General features: G+C 71.6%; 23 protein-coding genes. 10 read left to right on the forward strand and 13 right to left on the reverse strand.

All coding sequences use genetic code 11. The features are described 5' to 3' along the window. Window positions 1–2 precede the first annotated feature (2 nt). Together AC0I8G_RS19200 and AC0I8G_RS19205 are read right to left on the reverse strand one after the other, a co-directional pair. Window positions 3–977 (reverse strand): carbohydrate ABC transporter permease, encoded by a 975-nt coding sequence (locus AC0I8G_RS19200; RefSeq protein ID WP_471731368.1) that lies wholly within the window; start codon window positions 975–977, stop codon window positions 3–5. Next, window positions 974–1,393, reverse strand: a complete 420-nt coding sequence (locus AC0I8G_RS19205) for a hypothetical protein (RefSeq protein WP_471731369.1) — start codon at window positions 1,391–1,393, stop codon at window positions 974–976. The genes AC0I8G_RS19200 and AC0I8G_RS19205 overlap by 4 nt, the downstream gene beginning before the upstream one ends. A 41-nt stretch (window positions 1,394–1,434) precedes the next feature. On the opposite strand from AC0I8G_RS19205, the gene AC0I8G_RS19210 reads away from it, so the two are divergent. Together AC0I8G_RS19210 and AC0I8G_RS19215 are read left to right on the forward strand one after the other, a co-directional pair. Continuing rightward, window positions 1,435–2,274: a hypothetical protein gene (locus AC0I8G_RS19210; RefSeq protein ID WP_471731370.1), complete on the forward strand. Its 840-nt coding sequence runs from the start codon at window positions 1,435–1,437 to the stop codon at window positions 2,272–2,274. Between the two features lie 98 nt (window positions 2,275–2,372). Further along, window positions 2,373–3,158 carry a DeoR/GlpR family DNA-binding transcription regulator gene (locus AC0I8G_RS19215; RefSeq protein ID WP_471731371.1) on the forward strand — a complete coding sequence of 262 codons (786 nt, stop codon included), beginning with the start codon at window positions 2,373–2,375 and terminating at the stop codon, window positions 3,156–3,158. Here the strand turns inward: AC0I8G_RS19215 and AC0I8G_RS19220 are convergent. The 4 genes from AC0I8G_RS19220 to AC0I8G_RS19235 all read right to left on the reverse strand — a co-directional run bounded on the left by AC0I8G_RS19220 (window position 3,146) and on the right by AC0I8G_RS19235 (window position 11,522). Next, window positions 3,146–4,153 (reverse strand): alkaline phosphatase family protein, encoded by a 1,008-nt coding sequence (locus AC0I8G_RS19220; protein WP_471731415.1) that lies wholly within the window; start codon window positions 4,151–4,153, stop codon window positions 3,146–3,148. The genes AC0I8G_RS19215 and AC0I8G_RS19220 overlap by 13 nt on opposite strands. Further along, window positions 4,150–7,011 carry a glycoside hydrolase family 2 TIM barrel-domain containing protein gene (locus AC0I8G_RS19225; protein ID WP_471731372.1) on the reverse strand — a complete coding sequence of 954 codons (2,862 nt, stop codon included), beginning with the start codon at window positions 7,009–7,011 and terminating at the stop codon, window positions 4,150–4,152. Before AC0I8G_RS19225 ends, AC0I8G_RS19220 begins: the two co-directional genes overlap by 4 nt. Then, window positions 7,008–10,094, reverse strand: a complete 3,087-nt coding sequence (locus tag AC0I8G_RS19230; RefSeq protein WP_471731373.1) for an alpha-mannosidase — start codon at window positions 10,092–10,094, stop codon at window positions 7,008–7,010. Before AC0I8G_RS19230 ends, AC0I8G_RS19225 begins: the two co-directional genes overlap by 4 nt. 66 nt (window positions 10,095–10,160) lie before the next feature. Further along, window positions 10,161–11,522: a 6-phospho-beta-glucosidase gene (locus tag AC0I8G_RS19235; RefSeq protein WP_471731374.1), complete on the reverse strand. Its 1,362-nt coding sequence runs from the start codon at window positions 11,520–11,522 to the stop codon at window positions 10,161–10,163. Window positions 11,523–11,635: 113 nt separating this feature from the next. Between AC0I8G_RS19235 and AC0I8G_RS19240 the strand changes: the two genes are divergently transcribed. After that, window positions 11,636–12,610 (forward strand): carbohydrate kinase family protein, encoded by a 975-nt coding sequence (locus AC0I8G_RS19240; RefSeq protein ID WP_471731375.1) that lies wholly within the window; start codon window positions 11,636–11,638, stop codon window positions 12,608–12,610. Here AC0I8G_RS19240 and AC0I8G_RS19245 read toward each other — a convergent pair. Further along, a complete protein-coding gene (locus tag AC0I8G_RS19245) occupies window positions 12,603–13,832 on the reverse strand; it encodes a VWA domain-containing protein (RefSeq protein ID WP_471731376.1) in 1,230 nt (409 codons plus the stop codon). The two genes, AC0I8G_RS19240 and AC0I8G_RS19245, sit on opposite strands and share 8 nt — an antisense overlap. A gap of 76 nt (window positions 13,833–13,908) precedes the next feature. Here AC0I8G_RS19245 and AC0I8G_RS19250 point away from each other — a divergent pair, with 76 nt between their 5' ends. The 7 genes from AC0I8G_RS19250 (at window position 13,909) to AC0I8G_RS19280 (ending at window position 19,075) form a co-directional block, all read left to right on the forward strand. Further along, complete coding sequence (locus AC0I8G_RS19250) at window positions 13,909–14,733, forward strand: oxidoreductase (RefSeq protein ID WP_471731377.1); 825 nt, start codon at window positions 13,909–13,911, stop codon at window positions 14,731–14,733. A 101-nt stretch (window positions 14,734–14,834) separates the two neighbouring features. Beyond that, window positions 14,835–15,767, forward strand: a complete 933-nt coding sequence (locus AC0I8G_RS19255; protein ID WP_471731378.1) for an aldo/keto reductase — start codon at window positions 14,835–14,837, stop codon at window positions 15,765–15,767. A gap of 79 nt (window positions 15,768–15,846) precedes the next feature. Then, a complete protein-coding gene (locus tag AC0I8G_RS19260) occupies window positions 15,847–16,692 on the forward strand; it encodes a phosphatase PAP2 family protein (RefSeq protein ID WP_471731379.1) in 846 nt (281 codons plus the stop codon). 15 nt (window positions 16,693–16,707) lie between these two features. After that, a complete protein-coding gene (locus tag AC0I8G_RS19265; protein ID WP_471731380.1) occupies window positions 16,708–17,325 on the forward strand; it encodes a bacterial proteasome activator family protein in 618 nt (205 codons plus the stop codon). Between the two features lie 80 nt (window positions 17,326–17,405). Continuing rightward, entirely contained in the window at window positions 17,406–17,735 is a 330-nt protein-coding gene (locus AC0I8G_RS19270; RefSeq protein ID WP_471731381.1) for a hypothetical protein, read from the forward strand. Between the two features lie 123 nt (window positions 17,736–17,858). Continuing rightward, on the forward strand, window positions 17,859–18,842 hold the full coding sequence (locus AC0I8G_RS19275) for a chymotrypsin family serine protease (protein ID WP_471731382.1): 984 nt from the start codon (window positions 17,859–17,861) through the stop codon (window positions 18,840–18,842). Further along, window positions 18,839–19,075, forward strand: a complete 237-nt coding sequence (locus AC0I8G_RS19280; RefSeq protein ID WP_471731383.1) for a hypothetical protein — start codon at window positions 18,839–18,841, stop codon at window positions 19,073–19,075. Before AC0I8G_RS19275 ends, AC0I8G_RS19280 begins: the two co-directional genes overlap by 4 nt. On the opposite strand, the gene AC0I8G_RS19285 is transcribed toward AC0I8G_RS19280, so the two are convergent. The 6 genes from AC0I8G_RS19285 to AC0I8G_RS19310 form a co-directional block, all read right to left on the reverse strand. Then, window positions 19,056–19,919 carry an HAD family hydrolase gene (locus tag AC0I8G_RS19285; RefSeq protein ID WP_471731384.1) on the reverse strand — a complete coding sequence of 288 codons (864 nt, stop codon included), beginning with the start codon at window positions 19,917–19,919 and terminating at the stop codon, window positions 19,056–19,058. The two genes, AC0I8G_RS19280 and AC0I8G_RS19285, sit on opposite strands and share 20 nt — an antisense overlap. Before the next feature lie 38 nt (window positions 19,920–19,957). Further along, window positions 19,958–20,794 carry a phytanoyl-CoA dioxygenase family protein gene (locus AC0I8G_RS19290; protein WP_380257584.1) on the reverse strand — a complete coding sequence of 279 codons (837 nt, stop codon included), beginning with the start codon at window positions 20,792–20,794 and terminating at the stop codon, window positions 19,958–19,960. 9 nt (window positions 20,795–20,803) lie between these two features. Continuing rightward, a complete protein-coding gene (locus AC0I8G_RS19295) occupies window positions 20,804–21,679 on the reverse strand; it encodes a carbohydrate ABC transporter permease (protein WP_380257582.1) in 876 nt (291 codons plus the stop codon). Further along, window positions 21,676–22,641, reverse strand: coding sequence for a carbohydrate ABC transporter permease (locus AC0I8G_RS19300; protein WP_328294184.1), 966 nt, complete (start codon window positions 22,639–22,641; stop codon window positions 21,676–21,678). Before AC0I8G_RS19300 ends, AC0I8G_RS19295 begins: the two co-directional genes overlap by 4 nt. Next, window positions 22,641–23,933 (reverse strand): ABC transporter substrate-binding protein, encoded by a 1,293-nt coding sequence (locus AC0I8G_RS19305; protein WP_471731385.1) that lies wholly within the window; start codon window positions 23,931–23,933, stop codon window positions 22,641–22,643. The genes AC0I8G_RS19300 and AC0I8G_RS19305 overlap by 1 nt, the downstream gene beginning before the upstream one ends. A gap of 87 nt (window positions 23,934–24,020) precedes the next feature. Beyond that, entirely contained in the window at window positions 24,021–25,604 is a 1,584-nt protein-coding gene (locus AC0I8G_RS19310; protein WP_471731386.1) for an alpha-N-arabinofuranosidase, read from the reverse strand. Between the last annotated feature and the right edge of the window lie 96 nt (window positions 25,605–25,700).

Below are 25,700 nucleotides of genomic sequence, written 5' to 3' on the forward strand. Positions count from 1 at the left end.
GATCACTTCTCCGAACGGGCGGTCAGGCGCCAGTTGAGCACGGCGAACACGGCGATGACGGCGAACACCCCGTAGGCGATGGCGGCGCCGTAGCCGTAGTTGTTGTTGTTGAAGGCCTGTTGGTAGAAGTACAGGACCATGGTCAGACCGGCCTGGCCCGGTCCGCCGCTGTTGGGGTTGATGGAGGCGTTGGACCCGAACATGACCTGCGGTTCGGCGAACGTCTGCATCCCCCCGATCGTCGAGACGACGACCGTGAACAGGATGATCGGGCGCAGCAGCGGGACGGTGATGGACCAGAAGGTGCGCAACGCCCCGGCACCGTCGATCTTCGCGGCCTCGTAGACCTCGGTGGAGATCGCCTGCAGACCGGCGAAGTAGATGATCGCGTTGTACCCGACCCACTGCCAGGTCATGAGGGTCGCCAGCACGATCTTGATCGTCCAGTAGCCGTTGAGCCACTCGACCCCCGGGAGCCCGATGCCCTCGAGCACCTGGTTCACGACACCGACCTGGTTGTTGAAGATCGCCTTGAAGAAGATGGCGATGGCGACGATCGAGGTGACGGAGGGCAGGAACAGGACGACCTGGTAGAAGGTCCGGAACCGCTTCACCGCGTTGAGCATGGCCGCGAGGGCCAGGCTCATCACGAGCATGGGCACGGTGGCCATGATCCAGATGATGATGGTGTTGACGACGGCCTTGCGGAACGTCGCGTCCTCGAGCAGGAACCGGAACTGGTCCAGACCGGCGAACGTGACCGGGTTGACCCCGTCCCAGCGGTGGAACGCCAGCCACGCCGAGAACCCCAGCGGGAAGAGCCCGAACGCCGCGAAGATCAGGAAGAACGGGCTCACCGCGACGTACTGCGGCCAGAAGCGCCACGGGTTCCGCCGGGCACCGGTCTTCGCCGGCGTCTGACCCGGAGGTCGGGAGCGGCTGCGCCGGAACCCTCGGTCGAGGCTGGTGGAACTCACTTCACGCCCTGCCGCTGGGCGATGTCCTTGGCCGAGGAGACGGCGTCGGTCCAGGCCTGGGCGGGGTCCTTGCCGTTGGCCTCGACGTTGGTCAGCTCGTTCAGGTAGGCGGCCTGGATGGCCGAGTCGGACGCCGACACGTACTGGGAGGGGACCTCCTTGCCCGCCGGGCCGAAGATGTCGATGGTCTTCTGCCCGCTGAAGAACTCGTCGCCGCCGGTGAGCGCGGCCAGCTCCCAGGCGGCCGGGTCGGCGGGGAAGATGCTCGCGTCGGTGAAGGCCTGACCCTGGTTGTCGGAGCTGAGGATCCACTTGATGACGTCGAAGGCGGCCTGCTTGTCCTTGGTCGCCGACGGGATCGTGAGGAACGAGCCACCGAAGTTGGTGGGCTTGACGGGGTTGTTCGCACCATCCACTTGCCGCTGGTGTCGGGGGCGGCGAGCTTGATGTCCAGGGCGTGCCAGGCGGCGCCGAGGTCCATGGCCACGACACCCGAGGCGGTCGAGGCCTCCAGGCTCTGCGCGACGTTGGCGTTGAGGCCCAGCGTCTGCGCCTTGACCGTGGTGTCCCAGGCCTGCTTCATCTCGTCGCTGTCGCCCGTGAAGGTGTTGTCCTCGCTGACGAAGCGCTGGGAGAGCTGACCGACGACGATCTGGAAGACGTTCGCCAGCTGCGGGACCGGGAAGCTGGCCGGGACCTTGCCGTGCAGCTCCTGGCCGAAGGCGTAGAAGTCGTCCCACGTCGAGGTGGCCGCGGCGACCGCTGCGGGGTCCGTCGGCAGGCCGGCCTGGGCCAGGATGTCGCTGCGGTAGAACATGGCGGTGGGGCCGATGTCGATCGGGAACCCGAGCTGCTTGCCGTCCTGGGTCTGCGCCTCGGACCACTTCCAGGCCAGCTGCGTCGACGCGATGTCCTTGACGCCGAACTGGTTGAGGTCGGTGAACTTGTCCGCCACGGAGCGGAAGTAGGGCATGTCCTCGCCCTTGACGCCCGTGACCTGCGGGATGAAGGAACCACCCGTGAGGGTGGTCTGCAGCTTCTGCTTGAAGTCGCCGCCGACCTTGTTGGGCTTGATGTCGTCCTTGGGGAACTGCGTCTTGGCCGCCTCGACGACCTTGTCGCTCAGGCCACCGTTCCAGTACCAGAGGCCGAGGCCGCTCGAGGAGCCTCCACCGCCGGAGCTGCCGGCACTGGTGGAGCAGGCGGAGAGGGCCCCGGCCCCCAGGGCCGCCAGCCCCGAACCGAGGAGGAGGTTGCGACGGGAAAGCAGCATGGCGAGACCCTTCTCGACGTCTGATCATCGTGAGCGATCGCGCAACTGCCGCGACTCTCATCGACGAGATTGCGCGAACGGTACTTGCCACATGCGCGAACGCGCAAGGTATTCTGTCGAACGTGCAAGCGAAGGAGCGACGCGAAGCGATCGTCGAGGTCGTCCGCAACCAGGGACCGGCCACGGTGTCGGAACTGGTGGACCGCCTCGGCCTGTCGGAGGCCACCATCCGCCGGGACCTGGTGAAGCTCGACGACGCCGGCCTGCTGAAGCGCGTCCACGGCGGGGCACGACCCGTCGACCTGCGCGACGACGTCTACGCCGACCTCGTCGACCGGCAGGCCGACCACAAGGAGTCCATAGCCCGCGCCGCGGCCGCGCGCATCGGGGACGGCCAGTCCGTCCTGCTCGACATCGGGACGACGGTGGGCCGGGTGGCCCGCTACCTGCACGGCCGTCCCCTCACCGTCATCACCCGGAACCTGGCCGTCTTCACCGAACTCGTCGACGACCCCACCGTCGACCTCGTGCTGCTCGGCGGCGCGGTGCGCCCGGCCCACCGCTCCCTGGTGGGCTACCTCACGGAGGAGAGCCTGCGCCAGGTGCGCGCCGACGTCCTGCTCCTGGGGACGAGCGGCATCCGCCGCAGCGGCCACTCGGTGGACACCGTCACCGACGAGGTCCCCGTGAAACGCGCGATGATCGCCGCCGCGGACGAGGTGGTCATGCTCGCCGACTCCTCGAAGTTCCCCGGCAGCGGCACGGCGACCGTCTGCGACGTCGGCGCCTACCACCACCTCATCACGGACGTGGCCCCGGAAACCCGGACGAGCGAGGCGCTCGGTCTCGGCGGGGTCACCGTCGAAGTCGCGCGCGAGGTCACGCGCGAGGTCGTTCACCACTCGTAGCGCAGGTCGCGCGTCGGCCCGATCGACGCGACGTCACGCACCTGCCCGACCGGGTGCCCGGCCCGGAACTCCCCGGGCACCACCCCGACCGCCGCCAGCAGCAGCGGCGCCACCTCGTGGCTGCGCAACGTCGTGGCGTCGGCCACCACCGCGGGGACCGCGCCGCCGAGGCGGTGGACGAGCAGGAACGAACGGCGGACGACCGTCTCGTCCTCACCGTGACCGCCCTCGGGTTTGTGCCCGTGGTCGGTCGTCACGGCGACGAGCCAGTCCTCACCCAGCTGCTCCACCCGTTCCGCGACGGCCTTCACGAGGAACCGGACGTGCTCGTCCACGGTGCGCAGCGCCTCGAGGTACTCCGCCCCGGACGAGCCGTACCGGTGACCGGCCTCGTCCACACCCTCGAAGTACACGAACGCGGCGTCGGGTCCCTCGTGGTTCAGGACCCACGCCGCGCGGCTGCGCACCTGCCGGTCCGCGGAACGGCACCCGTCACCGAAGTCGGTGGCCGCGAACAGCTGGTGCTGGCCCCCGACGTGCTGGTCGGGCCGGGTGTGGACCACCGGCCCCGGACCGCTCGGGTCGACCAGCCCGGCCCACGTCGACGCGGCGAAGGTGCGGGCCCGCGGATCGGCGAAGAACACCCGGGAGAGCAGGTCGGGGCAGCGGGCGAGCCGGTGACCGACGAACTCGTTCCACCAGACGTTGTTCTCCTCGTGGGTCGTGCCCGTCAGCAACGACGCCCACCCGGGACCGGAGTCCGTCGGCGGGGTCATCCACACCGGGACCACCCGGCCCCCGGCGGCGAGGCGCTCCAGCGTCGGCGCGACCGGTGCGCCGGGGTTCCCGGGGGCGAGTTCCGGTGGCGGACCGGACGCCGCGAACCGGGGGTCGCCCGGGTGGTCGGGCTCGGCGAACCCCGGGTCCGCGGCGACGACGTCCGGCAGGGCGAGGTCGACCCGGACCCCGTCGAGGCCGATGAGCAGCAGTTTCACCGCGCCCGCACGCTCCAGGACCACGCGTGCGTCCCCGCGCCGATCCGGAACTGCGGCAGCGCGTTCGGACCGCACGACGCTGATCCGAGACCGCGGTGACGCACGTCGAGGGTGACGCCGGAAGCCGTCACCGTGGCGTGCACCGGCTGGTCGAAGGAGAACCGCACCCCACCCAGGTGGAGTTCGCGGACGCCGGTGCGGCCACCGTTCTCCTGCGGGCGCACGTAGGGCACTCCGAGCCCGGCCACCGGCAGCTCGTGCCAGCCGGTCGGGGCGGTGCAGCGGTCGGGGTAGGTCTCCCACGGACCGGTCCCGAACCAGCGGGCCACGTCGGCGACGGGGAGGACGAGCCGGACCCCGATGCGGGGCAGGTCGTCGAGGCCCTCGGGGACCTCGACGGTGTCCTCGCAGCCCAGGACGTCGCCGGCCACCCGGAACCGCTGGGTGTGCACGACGTCGCCCACGGCGGTCTTGAGCCGGGAGACGACGACGGTCGCGTCACCGTCCGCCCGGACGCTCTCCACGACGGCCCCGGTCTGCTCGAGGCCGGCGGCGATCCACCGTTCGGCGTCACCGGCGATGACGTCGTTGTCGGTCGGGTCGCGCCACAGCGTGAGTTCCGGACGGCCCGGGAGACCGGGGAAGGAGACCCGTCCCTCCTCGTCCACGGACGCCGGGGACCAGACGGCGTCCTGCGCCACCGCGACGTCGGCCAACCGCACGGCCGGACGGCTCACCTCGGCCCCGGCCGGGTTCCACGGGGTGTCCGCGGCCTGGCTGAGCAGCAGTTGCAGCCACCGCTCGCCGCTCCCGGCCGCGACGACCTCGGCGGGGAGGGCGACGACGGCGCTGCACCCGGGGGCGAGGTCGGGCAGGACGGCGGAAACCGTCAGCGAGGTCCCGTCCGTCGCGTCGAGGCGCCACTGCGCCCGCAGGTGACCCAGACCCGAGAAGTCGAGGGCGTTGCGGATCCGGACGTCACCGTCCACGACGGACAACCGGACGGGGGAACTCAGCTCACGGTGCTCGAACATCGCGGGTTTCGCGGTGCCGTCCGGGAACGTCATCCCGTCCAGGCAGAAGGCCCCGTCGTTGGGGGTGTCGCCGAAGTCGCCGCCGGAGGCCCAGCGGAAACCCTCGGCGGGGACGCCGTCGGCGAACGCCCCCGCTCCCGCCCGACCGGCCGGGAGGCCGTCGGCGCTGCGCTGCAGGATGCCGTGGTCGGCGAACTCCCAGACGAACCCGCCCTGCAGACCGGGCAGCGACTCGATGGCCTGCCAGTACTCCGCCAGCGACCCGTTGGAGTTGCCCATGGCGTGGGAGTACTCGCACTGGATCACGGGCCGGATCGGCGGGTTCTGGGTGACGTGGTCGACCATCTGCCCGATGTGCGCGTACATGGGGCAGACGATGTCGCTCGCGGCGAACCCCGCGTTCCAGTCGTCTTTGATCGCCCCCTCGTACTGGACGGGCCGGGTCGGGTCGTCGCGACGGATCCAGGCGGCGACGGCGTCGTGGTTGGCGCCGTAGTCGCTCTCGTTGCCCAGCGACCAGATGATGACGCTGGGGTGGTTCCGGTCGCGGCGCACCATGCGCCCCACGCGCTGGGTGAACGCCGGCAGGTAGGCGGGGTCGTCGCAGATCTCGTGGGCCCAGGCGTGGGACTCGACGTTCGCCTCGTCGACGACGTAGAACCCGAGCTCGTCGGTGAGGTCGTAGAACACCGGGTCGTTCGGGTAGTGCGAGGTCCGCACCGCGTTGAACCCGAAACGCTTGAGCGTCAGCAGCTCCTCGCGCACCTGCTCGCGGGTGACGACCCGGCCGGTGAGCGGATCGCGGTCGTGGCGGTTCATCCCCCGCACGAAGATCCGGCGGCCGTTCACCAGCAGGTCCGCCCCGATGACCTCGACGGTCCGGAAACCCACCCGCTGCACCACGGAGTCCACGAGGGCCCCCGTGGCGTCGCGCAGTTCGACGGTCAGCTCGTGCAGGACGGGCGTCTCCGCGGTCCACGTCGCGATCCCGGGGAAGAGTCCCGCGAAGCGGGCCCGGCCCCGGTAGAGGGAGATCCGCTCGTCGTCGAGGTCGCGGGCGTGCGCTGCGGCGTCGAAGGCGAGCTCGGAACCCGCCAACCGGGCGGCGACCCGCCATCCGTCGGGCAGTCGACCCGCGTCGGAACCGACCCGCACGTCGACGTCGAGGCGACCGTCGGCCCGGGCCACGGTGCGGACGTCGGACAGGTGCAACAGGGGTCGGGTGACCAACCGCACCGAACGGGTGAGGCCCCCGTGCCACCACTGGTCCTGGTCCTCGACGAACGTCGCGGCCGACCACTTCACCACGGTGAGTTCGACCTGCACGCTCGCACCGGGCGCGGCCCACGCGCTGACGTCGAACTCCGCGGCCAGGTGGGAGTCGGTGCTGCTGCCGACGTCGTGGCCGTCGACCCGGACGAGCAGGACGCTCTCCGCCGCACCGACGTGCAGCAGCACCCGCTGCCCGGCCCACGCGGCGGGAACCTCGACGGAACGCCGGTAGACCCCCGTCGGGTTGTGCTCCGTCGGCGGGGTCGGCGGCAGGTCCGGCCACGGCATCTGGTCGTTGGTGTACCAGGGCGGGTCGGGGACCTCACCCCACAGCGAGGGTTCGGTGGTCCAGCAGCCGGGGACCTGCGCCGTCAGCCACCGCTCCCCCGGAGCCGCGTCGGGGCGCGGGCGCAGCTGGAACTCCCAGTCACCGTCGAGGTCCACGCAGGTCGCACCGTCGTCGGGGACGGCGCGACGCAGCGTCGACAGCGGTTCCCGGCGGCGGCCGACGTGCTCGGGGTCGAGCCACACCGGGGGCTGTCCGTGGCTCACGCGCGGGCCAACCGCAGGCTGAGGACCTCGAACGGGCGCAGGGCGAAGCCGACGCTCCCGTCCTCGAGCAGCGAGGCGATCCCCCGCGCGGCCGCAGTCCCGTCCTGCGCAGGGTCCTCGAGGAGGTCGACGACGGTGACCTCGGCGAGGTCGAACGAGGTCCGCAGTTCCCCCTTGGCGCGGGCGCCCCACGCTTCGTAGATCCGGACGATCACGTCGCCGGAACCGTCCTCGGCGAGCTTCACGGCCTCCAGCGTGGCGCCGGACCCGGTGACGGTGACCGGTGCGGCGGGGAGTTCCGCCGGGCCGTCGACGACGCGCAGCGGCAGGTTCAGGTCGTAGCCGGTGCGGACGGCGTCGGCGATCCGCGCTCCCGGGACGAGGGAGTACGACAGGACGTGCGCACCCTGGTCGGCCTGCGGGTCGGGCATCCGTGGGCCGCGGACGAGGGAGAGCCGCACCGTCGTGGTGGACCCGCCGTCCTCGCGGGCGGCGCGGGTCGTGTCGTGTCCGTAGGTGGCGTCGTTGGCGACCGCGACCCCGTAGCCGGGTTCGGCGACGTGGACCCAGCGGTGCATGGCCGTCTCGAACCGGGCGTAGTCCCAGCTGGTGTTGGTGTGCGTGGAGCGCTGCACGTGGCCGAACTGGATCTCCGAGGAACTGACCGCCGCGTGCAGGTCGAGCGGGAAGGCCGCCTTGAGGAACTTCTCCTGCTCGTGCCAGTCGATCTCGGTGTGCACGTCGAGGCGGTCGGACCCGGCGCTCAGCACGTACTCCTGCACGATGCGCGAGTTCCGCACGGTGCGCACGACGCGGACGCGGGCCCGCAGCGGGGAGTCCTCGACCACGCTCACCTCGTCGGCCGCGACGAGGTCGACGACCCGGTTGCGGTAGTGCTGGTCGACGTCCCACGCGTCCCAGTTGTTCGGGAAGTCGCTGTGCAGCTGCAGCAGGTTCCCGCGGGTCCCGGGGGCCAGGACCTCGCGGTCGTTGACCTCGTCGACGACGGAGGACAGCAACCCGTCGGCGTCGACGACGACCGTGAGGGTGCCGTTGGCCAGGGTCGTGACCCCGTCCTGCGCCTGCACGGTGACGGGGACCTCGACGTCCGCGCCCGCGTCGGCGAGGACCACGGCGGCGGAGGCCGGCACCCGGACGAGGGCGCCGTCGACGACGTCGGTCCGTTCGTGCGGGGCGGTGTTCAGCAGGACCCGCGAGCCGGTGCCCAGCGCGGTCACGGCCTCGGTGGTGAGCAGTTCGAGGTCGGTGCGGACCTGCCCGTAGGTCGCCTCGGCCTCGCGGTGCACCCAGGCGATGGAGGAGCCGGGGAGGATGTCGTGGAACTGGTGCAGCAGGACGATCTTCCACAGCCGGTCGAGTTCGGCGTGGGGGTAGGCGTAGCCGGGGACGTTCAGCGCGGCCGTCGTCGCCCAGAGTTCCGCCTCGCGCAGCAGGTGCTCGCTGCGGCGGTTCCCCGCCTTGGTGCGGGCCTGGCTGGTGTACGTCGCCCGGTGCAGTTCCAGGTAGAGCTCCCCCGCCCAGACGGGGGCGTCGGGGTACTCCGCGCGGGCGTCGGCGAAGAACCGGTTCGGGTCCTCGACCTTCACCTTGGGCGAACCCTCGAGGTCGGCGAAGCGCCGGGCCCGTTCCAGCATCTCGCGGGTGGGGCCGCCACCGCCGTCACCGTGGCCGAACGGCGCGAGGGACCGGGTGCCGCGGCCCTTCTCGGAGTAGTTCGCGACGGCGTGCGTCAGTTCCTCGGCGGAGAAGATCGCGTTGTAGGTGTCGACGGGCGGGAAGTGGGTGAAGATCTGCGACCCGTCGATGCCCTCCCAGCGGAAGGTGTGGTGCGGGAACTTGTTCGTCTGGTTCCAGGAGATCTTCTGGGTGAGGAACCACTCCATCCCGGCGAGGCGGGCGATCTGCGGGTAGGCGCCGGAGTAGCCGAAGGAGTCGGGCAGCCACACGCCCTTGCAGTCGACGCCGAACTCCTCGCGGAAGAAGGACTTGCCGGTGACGAACTGGCGGACGAGGGCCTCACCCCCGGGCAGGTTCCCGTCGGCCTCGACCCACATGCCCCCCACGGGGACCCACTGCCCGGCGTGGGCCGCGGCCTGCATGCGGGCGTAGACCTCGGGCGAACGCTCCTTCACCCACGCGTACTGCTGGGCCTGGGAGCAGGCGAAGACGAACTCCGGGTACTCCTGCGCCAGAGCGGTGACGTTGGCGAACGTGCGCGACGTCTTGCGCTTCGTCTCGCGCAGCGGCCACAGCCACGCCGAGTCGATGTGGGCGTGGCCGACCGAGGACAGCGTGTGGGCACTGCGCACGGCCGGGGAGGACAGCACGTCCGCGAGCTGCGCGCGGGCCGCGGTCGCGGTGCCCGAGACGTCGTCGAGGTCGAGGGCGTCCAGCGCGCGGTCGAGGGCGCGGGCGATCTCGTAGCGGCGGGGTTCGTTCCCGGGGAGGTGGCGCATGAGGTCGTCGAGGACCTCGACGTCCACGGCCAGCATCCACACCTCCTCGTCGAGGACGACGAGGTCGGCGACCTTCATCGTGTAGAGGTGCTTCTCGCCTGCGGTCGCCTTGTCCCCCAACGGGGTCGGCTTCATGTCGTCGGCCATGACGTCGGGGTTGGCGGCCATCTCGAGCAGCCAGTCGACGGTCTCCCCGCCCTGCGCGTCGCGGACGACGGGCACGACCTGGTTGTCGGGGGCGACCCCCTTGATCGGGACGCCGTCGAGGGTGTGGACCAGCGCCTCGGCCTGGTTGCCCGGCCAGTCGCCGACGAAACCCAGGTCGAAGTGGGCCTCGACCCGGCGACCGGCCCACTCCGCGGGGACCTCGGCCTGCGCGCGCACCCACGTCGTCGACCACGGCCGGCCCCACGTCGTGCCGATCTCGAACCCGCCGAACTCCCCGGCCGCCAGTGCGGCGACGGCCTCGGTGGCCGGGACCGGCTCGTCCGGCACCAGCCAGGCCGACAGGGTCATCGGCACCCGGTGGGAGTGGACGGCGGGACGGATGCGGTGGGTCAGGACGCGGTGGACGCGCCCCTCGACCAGGGTCAGGTCGTCGTGCACGGGGTTTCTCCTCGATGAGTTTCTGGGCGCGGCGGGGGGCTGGTTCAGGGCCGGATCAGGGCCGGCTCAGGGACGGTCGAACACGGCCGCGACCTCGGGGATCCGCTCGACGTAGCCGGCGAGCAGCTTCTCCGCGACGTCGGTGGAACGGACCAGCGGGTGGGTCGCGAAGGCCAGCAACGCCTCGGAGCGGTCACCGTGGACGGCGGCCGCGATGACGTGGCGTTCGACGGCCTTCACCTGCTGCATCAGCCCCAGCTGGTGCAGGTCCGGGGCCGGCGTCGCGAACGGGCGGACCCCGCTGCCGTCGACGGCCACGGGGACCTCGACGACCGCGTCGGCCGGCAGTCCGGTGATGGTCGAGCCGTTGCGCACGTTGAGGATCGCGGTCGAGGGTTCGTCGCGGCTGATGGCGGCCATGACGGCCAGCGCCACCCCGGCGTAGCCCTGCTGGGACGGGTCGGTCTCCGGCGGCTCGGGGTTCTCGGGAGCGCCCTGCTCACCGCCCTTGGCCTCGGCCATGTAGCTCGCGCTGCGGTCGAGGACGGTGTCGCGCCACAACTTCGCGGCGCCGGAACCCGCGTGCGGGAGGGCGTCGAAGAACTCGCCCTGGGTCTTGAGCAGGAACTCCCCCCGGGTCATCGCGGACTCCCGGATGCGCGCGACGGCTTCGGCGTTGCGGTACCAGTAGTAGAGGTACTCGTTGGGGACGGCGCCGAAGGCCTTGAGCCACGGGGCGCCGAAGACGTGCTGCTCCTCGAGCTGGGCCAGCAGTCCGTCGTCCCCGAGCAGGTCCGGGAGCACGTCCCGGCCGCCGACCTCGACCCGTCGCAGCCAGCCGAGGTGGTTCAGGCCGACGTAGTCGAGGCGGGCGTGGTCGGGGTCGTGGCCGAGGAGCAGGGCGACCCGGCGTCCGAGGCCGGACGGGGTGTCGCAGATGCCGAGCGCCTTGTCCCCGAGGACGCCCTGGAGGGCCTCGGTGATGATGCCGGCGGGGTTGGTGAAGTTGAGGAAGTAGGCGTCCGGGGCGAGGCGCTTGACCCGCTCCGCGACGTCGAGCATGAACGGGACGGTGCGCAGGGCGTAGGCGAGCCCGCCCGGACCCGTCGTCTCCTGGCCGAGCACCCCGAGGTCGAGGGCGACCCGTTCGTCGGCGCAGCGCCCTTCGAGCCCCCCGACGCGGACGGCCGCGAAGACGAAGTCGCTGCCCTCGACGGCACGGTCGAGGTCGGTCGTGGTCTGCAGGCGCGGCGGATCGGGAAAGCCCTCGGACAGCTGCTCCAGCACGGCGCGCATGCCCGCGAGGCGCGCCTCGCTGGTGTCCTGCAGCGTCACGGTCGTGATGCGCGGGAACCCCCGGTCGCGCAGCAGCGCCTGCCAGACGAACGGGGTCCGGAAGCCGCCCCCGCCCAGGATCGCCAGCTTCACTCGACAGCCCCTCGTTGCTCGTTCACGCAGGGAGGATATGACCGAACGCGCATCCCTGACTAGTCTCTGGCGAACCGACCTGCACGAACGATCAGTGAATCGAGGGGTGTCCCGTGACCGAGCTCGACCTCGTCTTCGGTGGCCGGGTGTTCTGCGACCTGGTGATGTCCGGGGTGGAGGCACCCCTGCCCGGGGCGGAGGTGTTTGCCGACGGTTTCACCGTGACCGCCGGTGGGACGGCCACCCGCGCCGTCGCCGGTGCCCGCCTCGGGTTCGGGACCGCCCTCGTGGGGGCCGTCGGGACGGACGTCTTCGGCGGCGCGGTGCGGGCCCAGCTCGGCGCCGAACCCGGGCTCCGCCTCGACTGGCTCGCGGAACTCCCCGACGCCCACACCGCCGTCACGGTCGCGCTGACGAACGCCGCGGACCGAAGTTTCATCACCTACGAGGAACGCGCCACCTGGCTGCCCGAGTCGCTGCCCCATCCGTTGCCGTGGGTGGCGGCCTGCCACGTCGGGATCGCCGAGGGCATCCCGGCCTGGGTCCGCGACCTGCGCGCGCACGGCACGTTCGTCGTCGGCGGCGTGGGCTGGGACGACACCGGCCGGTGGGACCCCGCGACCCTCGACCGTCTCGCCGACGTCGACGCGTTCGTCCCCAACGAGGACGAGGCGAGGCTCTACACCCGGACGGGGAACGCCGACGACGCCCTGGAGGCCCTGGCGGCCAGGACCGGGGTCGTCGTGGTGACCCGCGGGGCCCGCGGGGCCGTCGCGCTCGACGCGGGCACCGGGGAACGGTGCGAGGTCCTCGCCCCACCCGTCGCCGCGATCGACCCCACCGGCGCCGGCGACTGCTTCGTCGCCGCCTTCTGCGGAGCACGCACGGCGGGCTGGGACCTGCGCACCGCCGTCGCCTTCGCCGTCCTCGCCGGGTCGGTCTCGGTGCAGCGGCTCGGCGGGGCGAGCAGCGCCCCGACCGCCGCCGAACTCGCCGGGCTCGTGCGCGCCGGCCTCGACCGCGACGACCTGCCGAGCGGTGCGTGGGCCGAGGTCCTCGACCACCTCGACCGCGCGGTGCTCAGCTGAGTCCCTGCAGCGCAGGCGCTCCCGCGGGGTAGTAGGCCCGCATCCAGGCCGGGAACTCCTGCAGGATCCGGTCGTAGAGTTCTGCGTCGTCGACGGCGTCGAGGTCGTCGAGGGCGAAGAACCCCGTGTTGTCGTGCGCCCGGCCCTCGAGGGTGTCCAGCTTCTCGAGGATCCCGTAGTCGCTGCGCCCGATGCCGATGAACTGCCAGAACACGGGTTCGCGGTCGACGGCGCGGATCGCCTTCTCGGTGCCGCGGTTGTCGGTCACGCCCCCGTCGTGGAAGAACAGGACGAGGGTCGGGATGTCGAGGCGGTTCTTCGCGACGTAGCGGGCGACGTCCTCGATCGCGGCCTTCTCGTTGTTCCAGCCCTCGGCCTCGGTGTAGCGCTTGCTGGTGTACCGCTCGATCCACTGCGGCAGGGTCGCGATGGTGATGTCCTCGAGCTGCTTCGCCCGGCCCCCCATCGCCCAGGCCTGCATCTCGGCGCCGTCGTCGACCTGCGCCGCGACGGGGGCGACCCGTTCGACCGCGCGCGAGAACACGCCCTTGCGGTACAGCGAACTCGTGCTGCCGGAGACGTCGAGCACCACGATCACCCGGCAGCGCAACCCCGTCATCCGGTGCTTGGTCAGGACGAGTGCGACCTTCTCCTTGCGCAGGTTGAGGTTCTTGCGCATCTCGACCGGGAGCCGGTCCTCGCCCTTGGTGAAGGAGACCTTCGGGGCCACCGGTTCCGGCGCGGGTGCCCCAGGGTCGTCGACGTCCACCCCGAAGTCGCCCGCCAACCCGGCGAGACCGTTGTCGTAGCCCTGGCCCACCGCGCGGACCTTCCAGGCACCGCCGCGCTGGTAGAACTCCGCGAGGACGACGACGGTCTCCGACCCCAGCCGCGCGGGCGTGAACTCCACCGCCTCCCCGGCCCCCTCGATCCGCAGGCTCACGCCCGTCCCGGCGAAGGTGGCCCCCTCGGCGGCGGGGCTGGCGACCACGACGACCTTGTCCGCCCCGGGGCGCAACGCAGTGAGGTCGAGCGCGAGCGCCGTCCCGTCGAGGCGGACGCCGGGGGCGGTGGGCTGGTTGAAGAAGACCATGTCGGCGTCGCCGGCGACCTTGCCGTCGGCGCTGACGACGAGGGCGGTGACGTCGACCGGGCCGGTGACGTGCGCGCGGACGGAGGTCGCGGTCAGCGGAGCGTTGCCGCCTTCGGTGAGCGTGGGCACCTCCTCTTCCTACCGCACGGGAGGGGGGCCCTGCCGCGGTCTGGCAGGAGGGGCGAACCCCTGGGAAGGTCGGGGCATGTCCACGTGGTTCATCACCGGTTGCTCCACCGGCCTGGGGCGTTCGCTCGCCCAGGCCGTCCTCGAACGCGGTCACAACGTCGTCGTCACCGCTCGTGACGTGTCGCGGGTCGCCGACATCGCCGACGCGAAGCCCGACAACGCGCTGGCCCTCGCCCTCGACGTCACCTCCCCCGACCAGGTCGCCGCGGCCGTCCGCGCGGCCGAGGAGCGGTTCGGTGCGATCGACGTCCTCGTCAACAACGCGGGCTACGGCTACCGCGCGGCCGTCGAGGAGGGTGACGACGACGACGTGCAGCGCCTCTTCGCGACGCACGTCTTCGGGGCCGCGTCGATGCTCAAGGCCGTCCTGCCGGGCATGCGGGCCCGCCGCAGCGGGACGGTGCTGAACATCTCCTCGATCGGTGCGCACGTCGCGCCGCCCGGTTCGGGGTACTACGCGGCGGCGAAGGCGGCGCTGGAGGCGTTGTCGCGGTCGTTGCGCCAGGAGCTCGCCCCGCTGGGGATCTCGGTGACGATCGTCGCGCCGGGCGGGTTCCGCACCGACTTCGCGGGGCGTTCGCTGACGCAGTCCGCCGAGGCGATCGGCGACTACGCGGAGACGGCCGGCAAGCGCCGCAAGGAGAACGACACCGCGCACGGGACGCAGCCGGGCGACCCGGCGAAGGCGGCGGCGGCGATGATCGCGATCGCCGAGGCGGAGAACGCCCCGGCCTCGATCTTCCTGGGGACGGACGCCGTCACCGCGATCGACGGCGTGCTCAAGGCGCGGGCGGCCGAGGTGGACGTCTGGCGCGACCTCAGCACCAGCACCGACTTCTGACCACCACCCCGATCCGTGATCTTGCTGGGAATCCCTGCAAGATCACGGATCGGGTGGGGGCGCGGGGTGCGGGGTGCGGTGGTGGGTGGTTGCCTGGGCCCATGACGCGCATCGGAACCTCTGAACTCGACGTGAGACCGCTCAGCCTCGGCGGGAACGTCTTCGGGTGGACCGCCGACGAGGCGGAGTCGCACCGGGTGCTCGACGCCTTCGTCGAGGGGGGCGGCGACTTCGTCGACACCGCCGACGTCTACTCGGCCTGGTCGGCGGGCGGGGCCGGGATCTCCGAGACGATCATCGGCAGCTGGTTCGCGAAGTCCGGAAAGCGCGACCAGGTCGTGCTGGCCACCAAGGTCGGCAAGAAGCCCGACCGCGAGGGCCTCGCCGCGGACACGATCCGGGCGGCCGTCGACGAGTCGCTGCAGCGGCTGCAGACCGACCGGATCGACCTCTACTGGGCGCACGCCGACGACCCGGACACCGCGCTCGAGGAGACCCTCGGCGCGTTCGACGAACTCGTCCGGGCGGGCAAGGTCCGCGCGATCGGGGCCTCGAACTACACCGGCCCGCGCCTGGAGCAGGCGCTGGAGACGTCGCGCCGGGAGGGGTTCGCGAGCTACGTCGCGCTGCAGAACAACTACTCCCTCGTGGAGCGCGCGGAGTACGAGGGCGACGCGGCGAAGGTCGTGGCGGACAACGGTCTCGCCGCCATCCCCTACTACGCTCTGGCGTCGGGCTTCCTCACCGGCAAGTACCGCCCCGGCCGGCTGGCCGAGTCCCAGCGCCAGGCGGGGGCGGCGAAGTACCTCGACGAACCCAAGGGCGAGAAGGTCCTCGCGGCGCTGGACGCAGCAGCCGCCGCCCACGATGTCGAGGTCGCGAGCGTCGCGCTGGCCTGGTTGCGTCAGCAGCCGACGGTGCTCGCACCGATCGCGAGCGCCCGCACGCTCGAGCAGCTGCCGGCGTTGCTGGCCGCCCTCGACCTCGTCCTGGACGCCGAGGAACTCTCGGCGCTGGACCGCGCGTCCCGCTGACCCGGCAGGACACAGGAAGCTCACCTTCCCTGCACGTCACGGGTGCGCAGCGCCGTCGCGGGTGCCGCACAGTGGAGGGGTGGTCACCTCCGCGCCTTCGCAGCAGCACAGCCCGTCCCGCACGCCCGGGGCGCGACGGACGTGGTCGTTCGTCGCGCTCGCCGGGGCGTGGGGCCAGGTCGTGGCCCTCGGGGTCCTCTACTACGTCTGCGTGCGGACGGCGACGGGTCAGCTGCACGAGAACCACCTGCACACCGACGCCCTCGCGACCCGGGGCGACGCGGCCGGCTGGCTCGGTCGGGCGTTCCACCTCGCGGAACGTCTGCAGCCGCAGCACCTGGTGTTCGGTTTCGTCGCCATCGGTGTCCTGGCCCTGGTCCGGGGACGTCCCGGGCGCGCCGTGCAGGGCCTGGTCGTCGCGGCGGGGACGTTGGGGCTGACCGAGCTGCTGAAGCTGGTGCTGCTGGAACGTCCGCACCTCGCGGAGAGCTACGCGGCGTCCTCGAACAGCCTGCCCAGCGGTCACACGTCGGCGGTGCTCGGGCTGGCGCTGGGGCTGCTGGTGGCGTCGCCGCGCTGGCTGCGGTTTCCCGTCGCGTTGGTGGGGGCGGCGGCCGCGGGCGCGATGGGGGCCTTCGTCATCGCCGACGGCTGGCACCGGGTCAGTGACGTGCTCGCCTCGGCGCTGGTCGGTTCGATCGTGCTCTGCCTGGTGCAGGTGCTGCCGAGCCGCGACCACCGTCGGCGCGGCCGGCTGGTGGCCCTGTCGCTGGTCGTCCCGGTGACCTGCGCCGCGGCGCTCGTCGTGGTCTACGCCGGTGACGCCTCGTTGCGCACGTCCTACGTCGTGGCCGGGGCGGTCGTGGCGCTGACGGTGCTGAGCGCGGCCCGCAGCCTCCCGCGAGAGGTGCACCGGCGGGGCTGAGGGCAGGATGGGGTCATGTCCGACTCCACCTCCGGATTCCCCGGTTCGACCGACTCCACCTCCTTCCCGGGCGACCCGACCCCGCCCGACGCCCCCCGTGAGACCACCGACGGCCCCGAACCGCGCGTCGTGGTGGTGACCCCGCAGGGCATGGGCATCGCCGAACCGCCCGAGGACGGTGAGCCCGGACCGGCCGACATGGTGTCCCAGCCGGCGAAGGTCATGCGCATCGGCAGCATGATCAAGCAGCTCCTGGAGGAGGTGCGCTCGGCGCCGCTGGACGAGGCCGGCCGCAGCCGCCTGGCCCAGATCCACGAGCGCTCCATCAACGAGCTCGAGGACGGTCTCGCCCCGGAGCTCGTCGAGGAACTGCGCCGGATCGCGTTGCCGTTCGCGGAGGGTGAGACGCCCTCGGAGAGCGAGCTGCGCATCGCCCAGGCCCAGCTCGTCGGGTGGCTGGAGGGTCTCTTCCACGGCATCCAGACCGCGCTCGTCGCCCAGCAGATGGCCGCGCAGGCGCAGCTGCAGGAGATGCGGCGGGCGTTGCCGGCGGGGGCTCCGCACCCCGCCGGCCCCCCGCGCGGCGACGGCATGCCCCGCATCCAGCCGCCCGGGACGGGGCAGTACCTCTGAAGCTCGCGTTCTGGCGCCGGACGCCGGACCCCCTGGGGGACGGCGTCTGGCAGCGCGCCCACCACGGGGTGGAGCGGGCGGTGCGACGGGTCGAGCAGGTCGTCGACGGCACCCCGCCCGGTCCCGCCCGGGACGCGCTGGAGCAGTTCCTCCCCCGGGTGGACCTCGTGGCCCGGGCCGCGCGGGCCCGGTGCCTGCAGGCCCAGCTCGACTCCCCCAGCTCGCAGCTGCTCGTCCCCGGCGGGGCGGCCGGGGAGGTCCACCGTTCCCTCACCCGGACCGCGACCGCGTGCGCGCAGGTCGCGGAGGCGGCCGCGATGGTGCGGGTCGCGGAGACGTTCGACCCGGCGTCGATCGCGTCGGTGGAGCGGGCCGTCGCCAAGGCCGAAACCCTCGCCGGCCTCCGCTGATCCGTGATCTTGCGGGGAGTCCCAGCAAGATCACGGGTGAGGGGGTTGTGTCGGAGGGCGGTGGCACGGTGTGCTCGTCCCGGTTCGCCGGGTGATCAGGTACCGACAACAGGGGGACGTCTCGTGCACATCGACAACGCTCGTGAACTCAAGGCCCGGCTGCTCGCCGGGTCGATCCGGTCGGCTGCGGTCGCCCAGCCCCAGGGCGTGGCCAGCGTCGGGATCAGCGTCCTCGGCCGGGGGGCCGACGGACCGCGCTACGGGCTCGCCGTCCGCTACTCCGGCAGCCGCGGGGAGGCCCTGGCCGGCAGCGCGCGGGAGCTCACCACGGGTGCGGCGCAGGCCGAGCTCGACATCCGCGAGATCGGCCTCGTGCAGGCCCTCACCGCCCCGACGGAACCCGGTACGTGGGCGCCGGAGGCGTTGCAGCGCAAGGTGCGTCCGCTGCACCCGGGGCTGTCGATCGCACAGCGGGACGTCACGGCGGGAACCCTCGGCGGGTTCGTGACCATCGAGGGTTCGGACGGGTTGTACGTCCTGTCCAACAACCACGTCCTCGCGAACTCCGACCAGGCCGCCCTCGAGGACCCGGTCCTGCAGCCCGGCCCGTTCGACGGCGGGAAGGCCGGTGACCGGGTCGCGCGCCTCGCTCGCGCGGTGCACCTCGACGCGGGCGGCGGGAACACCGTCGACGCCGCGATCGCCCTGCTCGAGGACGTGACCGACGCCTCGGGCGTCGACCTCACCTACCCCGTGGGTCGCCTCACCGGCTGGGCCGACCCCGACGACGAGGTCGACGTCGAGAAGGTGGGCCGCACGACGGGCTGGACGAAGGGCCGGATCAGCGCCATCGAACTCGACGACGTGGCGGTCCAGTACCCCGTCGGCGTCGTCAGCTTCGACGGCCAGATCGAGGTCACCGGGGCGAGCGGCGCGTTCTCGGCGGGGGGTGACTCCGGGTCGCTGGTCTACCGGCCGGACACCCGCGAGGCCGTCGGGCTGCTCTTCGCGGGTAGCGAGCGCGGCGGGGACAACGGCGCCGGCCTCACGTTCTGCAACCCGATCGGCCTTGTGCTGAACGCGCTCGGTGCGACACTGGTGGTGTGAGCCAGTCCACTTCCCCGGACGCGAACGTGGCCCGTGCGGCCAAGGCGCAGGTCAGGAGCCTCGTCGCCGGTGACCCACGGGTCAACGGCATCGGCCTGACCCGCGCCGGAGGCGACTGGGCCGTCAAGGTCAACGTGGTCGACGAGACCGACCACCCGGACCTGCCCGACACCGTCGACGGGGTTCCCGTCGTGGTCAGCGGTGTGGGCGGGATCAGCGCTCGCGCGAGCTGAGCAGGCGCTCCAGGACCTGGGCGACGCCGTCGTCCCCGCACTCGGGGGCGACGGCGTCCGCCGCGTCCAGCGCCTCGGGGTGCCCGTCGGCCATCGCGTAGGAACGGCCGGCCCAGCGCAGCATCTCGAGGTCGTTGGGCATGTCCCCGAACGCGACGACCCCCTCGGCGGTGATCCCGCGGTCGGCCGCGACCTCGGCCAGCGTCGAGGCCTTGCTGACCCCGGCGGCCATGATCTCGATGAGGGAGTCGGCCGCGTTGGAGTGCGTGACGTTCACCAGGTCGCCCAGTTCCCGGGCGGCGATCGCGACCATCTCGTCGCTGAGCGTCCCCGGGCACTTGGCCAGGATCTTGACGATCGGCGGGGCGTCGCGCAGCAGTTCCCCGAACGGAGCGACGCGCTCCTCGAGACCGCTGTCGAAGCGGGTCGCGTAGGCGTCCTCACGGCGGAACCCCTCGATGGACTCCAGGGCGAACCCGATCCCCGGCAGCGCCGGACGCAACCGGGCCGCGACCTCACGGACGACGTCGACCGGGATCGGGTGCTGACGCACGAACTCCTCGGAGTCGAGGTCGAAGACGATCGCACCGTTGGCGCAGACGACCTGGCCGCGCAGCCCCGCCTCCGCCGCCAGCGGCGTGACCCAGCGCGGCGGGCGGCCCGTCACCGGCACGACGGGGATGCCGGCGCGCTCGCAGGCGGCGAAGGCGGCCAGGGTGCGGGCGCTGACGGGCCGGTCGCGCGGGATGACCGTGCCGTCGAGGTCGGTGGCGACGAGCTTCCAGCCGCGGGCGAACTCCCGCTCCGCGTCGGTGAGGGGCGCGGCCAGGGGTTCGGAAGTCACCCGCCCATCCTGTCACCCGGCGACGGGAGTCCGGTGCGTCAACCCCGTCGGCCGGGCACCACGGCCTCGCGGGGGCGCGTCGGCGTGAACGCGTAGCGGTCGACCCCCAGTCCGCGCAGCACGGCCTGCTCCACCGGGGACGACGTCGAGGGGTCGTCGCGGTCCAGGTCCATCGGTTCGCGCAGGCTCAGCGGCGGGTTCGTGATGAGCCGTTGCGCCCGCAGCACGTTCTGCGACGTCGCGTGCAGCAGGAAGGGGTGCATGAGGACCACGTCGCCGAGGCGGCCCGTGAGCTCGACGAACTCCCGGCACTCGCGGATCAGCGGGGTCTGCTGCAACTCCTCCGGCAGGACGCCCTCGGGGTGCTCGGCCAGGAACCGCGCCACCACCCCCACCGAGTCCGTGGCCACGAACGTGCCACCCCCGCGGGAGTGGACGTCGGTCCACAGCACGATCGTGAGCAGCCCCTGTTCCGGGGAGTCCAGGAAGTGCCGGAAGAAGTCACCGTCCTTGTGCCAGCCGCCGACCTCGGCGGAGGGCGGGTCGAAGGGCCGGTCCGCCCCGACGCCGAGGTTGGCGATGATCCCGTCCGACCAGTGCCACGGGGTCCGGACGCGGTCCTCGCCCCCGAGGAGCTGGCACGCGGCCGCGAACGCCGTCGGGGCGAACTCGGCCGCGTCGACGTGCTCGAGCGAGGGCAGGTGCACCCGCGGGCGGTCCCACGTGGCGGGGTCGTCGCGGTCGACGCCGAGCCGGTCCCAGGCCCGGTCGACGATCGGGGCCGCGCTCGCGGCGTCGAAGCAGTTCTCCAGGACGACGTAGCCCGTGTCCAGGAACTGCTGGACCTGCCGGTCGTCGAGGGGGGTGGTGCTCACGGTGTTCTCCTAGCCCTTGAAGGCGCCGTCCATGATCCCGGAGACCATCTGCTTGCCGAAGAAGGCGAACAGCACCAGGAGCGGGACGGTGACGAGGAAGGAACCGGCCATGGCCAGTCCCAGGTCGATGGACATGTTGGACTGCAACGCCTTGATCGCGATCTGGGCGGTGTAGTGCTCGGGGGACTTCAGGACGATGAACGGCCAGAGGAAGTCGTTCCAGGAGTTCACGAACCCCAGCAGCCCCAGGACGGCGGCCGCGGGGCGCACCACCGGGAACGCAATGCGGGTGAAGATCTGCCAGGAACCGCAACCGTCCATCCGCGCGGCCTGCAGGAGTTCGTCGTTGATCGTCGCGCTGATGTGCTGGCGCATCCAGAAGATGCCGAAGGCGCTGACCAGACCCGGGACGATGAGGGCCTGCAGGGTGTCGACCCAGCCGAGCTTGGAGATGATGAGGTACTGCGGGATCACCCCGAGCTGGGCCGGGACCGTCATCGTCAGCACCAGCAGCAGGAACAGGGCGTCGCGCCCCTTGAAGGTCATCTTCGCGAAGGCGAACCCGGCCAGGGAGCACAGGAACGCCTGCCCGATCCCGATGCACGCCGCCACGACGAAGCTGTTCAGCAGGGAGCGCAGGAACGGGATGGTGTCGAAGACGAGTTTCAGGAGGTTGAGGAAGTTGCCCCCCGGGATCACCCGGGGCGGCATCTGCGAGGCGGCCTGCGAACCGACCGAGGACACCACGAACATCCAGTAGATCGGGAACACGCAGGCCAGCGTCGCGAGGGCGAGGACGAGGTAGGTCGACCAGCCGACCCGTCCGACCTGACGGGAGCGGGCGACCCGCGACGAGGGTTTGCGCGGGGTCAGCGTCTGGCTCATCGGGTGGCCTTCACGTCTCGGTTCCCCAGGCGGCTGGAGAGCAGGTAGTTGATGATCGCGACCACGACGATGATGATGAACAGGGCCACCCCGATCGCCGAGCCGTACCCGAACTTGAACGACCCGAACCCCTGCTCGAAGAGGAACAGCGAGAGGGTCTGGCACTGGCGCGCGGAACCGCAGGTGAGCAGACCGCCGCCCAGCAGGAGAGGCTCGGTGAAGACCTGCAGACCACCGATGGTCGAGGTGATGACCGTGAAGACGATGACGGGTCGCAGCGCGGGCAGCGTGATGTGGCGGAACTGCTTCACCGGGCCGGCGCCGTCCACGGCCGCCGCTTCGTAGAGGTCGCGGGGAACGGCCTGCAGAGACGCCAGGTAGAGCAGGGTGTTGTAGCCGAACCAGCGCCAGATGACCATGACCGAGATGAGGATGTGACTGCTCAGCGCGGTCGACATGAAGTCGACGTGGTCGAAGCCGAGCAGGCCGATGAACCAGTTCAGCAGGCCGTAGTCGCGGTCGAAGAGCTGGGAGAACACGATCGTCGTCGCCGCCACCGAGGTGATGTAGGGCAGCAGCATCGACATGCGGAAGAGGTTCGCGAACCGCAGCCGGGCCGAGTTGAGGACCTGGGCCAGGATCAGCGCCACGAGCAGCTGCGGCACGGTGGACATCAGCCAGATGCTGAACGTGTTGCGGAAGGCGTTCCAGAACCGCGGGTCCCCGGCGAGCTGGCGGAAGTTGTCCAGCCCGACGAAGGTGTGCGCTCCGATGGGGTTCCAGTCGAAGAGCGAGACGTAGAACGTGAACAGCAGCGGCATGAGGCCGAACACGGCGAACAGCAGGTAGAACGGCGCGACGTAGCCGTAGGGCGCGATCCGTTCCCACCGGGTCTCCACGGGCCGGGTCGAGGTGGTGGGGGCGGTCGCCCCCACCTGCCCCGGCGTCAGGGTGGCGCTCATCAGGCGCCGATCGCCGTGTTGGCGTTCTTGATCGCGGTGTCCCAGGCCGCGTCGGCCGGAGCCCCGTCCTGCTCGACGCCGGTGAGGGCGTCCAGGAACGCGGTGCCGATCTCAGCGGTGTTGGGACCGACCTTGAACGCCTTCAGCCCGAGCACGGACTGGGTGAAGATCTGCCCGGTCGGGGCGTTGCCGAAGAACGGGTCGGTGTAGCTCGTGAGCTCGGGCTTGTCGTAGTTCGACGGTGTCGTCGGCAGCGAACCGCTGGTGAGGAAGTGCTGCAGCTGCTGGTCCGGGGCCTGCATCGTGGAGATGTACTTCCACGCCGCCTTCGGGTTCGCCGCGCGGGCGGGGATGACCAGGTAGCTGCCGCCCCAGTTCCCGCTGCCGCCGGGGATGGTGGCGACGTCCCACTTGCCCTTGGAGTCCGGCGCGGCGCTGCGGATGGAACCCAGCATCCACGACGGGGCGCCCATCGCGGCGAAGTCCCCCTTGCCCAGAGCCGCGGTCCAGCCGTCGGTGAACGTGCCCAGGCGGGCGGTCACCTTGGCGGCGATGGCGGACAAGGCGAGGTCGAAGGAGTCCTTGACCTGCGGGTTGGTCTCGAAGACCGGCTTGCCGGAGGCGTCGTAGTACTGCTCCTCGCCCTGGGAGACGGCCTGCAGGAACACCGAGGTGTTCGCGTTGTCCATGAAGGGCTTGCCGGTGGCGGCGGTGTACTTCTGACCGGTGGCGATGAAGTCCTCCCAGGTCGGCCAGAGCTTGCCGACCTCGACCCGGTCGGTGGGCAGGCCGGCCGCGGCGAAGAAGTCCGTGCGGTAGGCGACGCCCATGCCGCCCACGTCGGTGGGGATCCCGATGAGGACGTCGTCCTTCGTCTTGGCCTGGGAGATGACCCAGTCCAGGTACTCGCCCTCGAGGTCGTCGGCCCCGAGCGTCCCGAGGTCGACGAAGTTGCCCGCGTTCTCGATGAACTTCGGCAGTTCGGTGGCCTGGATGAGGCAGAGGTCGGGGACCTTGCCGCCGGCCAGGGCCGTGGTCAGGGCCTGGGCGGTCTCGGCGCTGCTGCCGACCTCGGTGAGCTTGACGGTCACGTCGGGGGCGAGCTTCTTGTACGCCGCGACGTCGTCCTTCTGGCCGATGCCGGTGAAGGACCAGAAGTCGAAGGTGTTGGGGTCGCTGGACCCCCCGGAACCCGAGGAGCAGGCCGCGGAGGTGAGGGCGGTACCGCCGAGGACGGCGGACATCGCCAGGGCACGGCGACGGGTCATGGACAGCGGGGGCAGCGTGTTCACGGAGGTCCCCTCCTTCGGGGAGTCGTGCGGGTCTCGCAGTGACGGGTGCCGCTGCGGTGGAACGGGAGTGCGTCGGTGCGGTGGTCTTCAGGCCGGTGCGGCGAAGGAGACGGTGGCGAAGCTGTGCGGGGGCAGTTGGGCGCGCAGCACACCGTCGCGCAGGGTGACGCCCTCCAGCGGGCGCACCTGGACCGGAGTCTGCTCCGCCGTGTTGTGCGCGGAGATCTCCGGCGCGGTGAGGACCCTGGCGACCGGGGTTCCGTTCGCGCCGCCGCGGACGTCGACCTCGACGTCCAGCGGGCGCTCGGCGTCGAGGTTGGTGAGCGAGACGAGGACCTGGCCGTCCTTGGTGCTGGCGGACGCCGAGAAGGTCGGGAGTTCCGTCCCGTCGACGGTCGCGGTGGGGGTGGTCCCCCGGACGGTGAACGGCAGGGACGCCGCGTCGTGGTGGCCCTTGTTCATCGCGAACACGTGGTAGCTCGGGGTCAGGACGAGCGAGTTCCCGTCGGTCAGCAGCATGGCCTGCAGGACGTTCACCGTCTGGGCGATGTTGGCCATCACCAGCCGGTCGGCGTGGCGGTGGAAGGCGTCGAAGTGCACGCTCGCGACGAGGGCGTCGCGCAGGGTGTTCTGCTGGAACAGGAACCCCGGGTTCGTCCCCGGTTCGACGTCGAACCACGTGCCCCACTCGTCGAGGACGAGGCCGACGCGCTTGTCCGGGTCGTAGGCGTCCATGACGTTCGCGTGGCCGGCGATGATCCGCTCGATCTCGGTGGCCTTCACCATCGTGCGGTAGTACTCGGCGTCGTCGAACTCCGTCGCGGAACCCTTCGCGTCCCAGGTCGGCCCGACGATCGTGTAGTGGTGGAAGGAGATCGCCTGGTAGGTGTTCTTGCCGTGACCGCTGACCTCACCGTCGCCGAGGTAGCGGCCGAGGTTCTGCATGAGGACCTCGGTCCAGCGGTAGTCCGCGTCGGCGGCACCGGCGGCGATGCGGTACAGGTGGTTGTCGCCGTGGTCGAGGCTGTAGGTCCCGTACTGGCGGGCGAGTTCGGCGTAGGCGCCGGAACCCATCCCACCGCCGCAACCCCAGGGTTCGTTGCCCAGACCCCAGAACGGGACCGACCAGGGAGCGTCCCGACCGTTGGCCCGGCGCAACCGGGCCATGGGTGAGTCGTCGGCGCGGGTCAGGTACTCGATCCACTCGGCGGCCTCGCGGACCGTGCCGCTGCCGACGTTGGCCGAGACGTAGGGGTCGGCCCCGAGGAGTTCGCACAGCGCCATGAACTCGTGGGTCCCGAAGGAGTTGTCCTCCACGACGTCGCCCCAGTGCGAGTTGACCATCGCGGGACGTTCCTCGCGGGGACCGATCCCGTCGCGCCAGTGGTAGGTGTCCGCGAAGCAGCCACCCGGCCAGCGGAGGTTGGGGATGTCCAGCGCCCGCAGCGCCTCGACGACGTCCAGGCGCAGACCCCCCTCGTGCGGGAGGTCGGAGTCCTCGCCCACCCAGAACCCGCCGTAGATGCAGCGCCCGAGGTGCTCGGCGAAGTGGCCGTAGAGGTGGCGGGAGATCGACGCGCCGGGCAGGTCGACGTCCAGCACGGCGCGGACCTGCGGGACGGTGGAGGTCGGGGTGGGGTCGGGGGCCAGTCGCTCGTCGTCGAGAAGCACGGGTTCCTCGCAGGTGTCGTCGGGTGTGACCGTGCGGCGACAGCGCCGCGGTCGTCCTCGTGTCGGGAGAACCGGTGGGGCACCTCCATCGGTGTC

The sequence above is a fragment of the Kineococcus sp. AC630 genome (assembly GCF_979255925.1).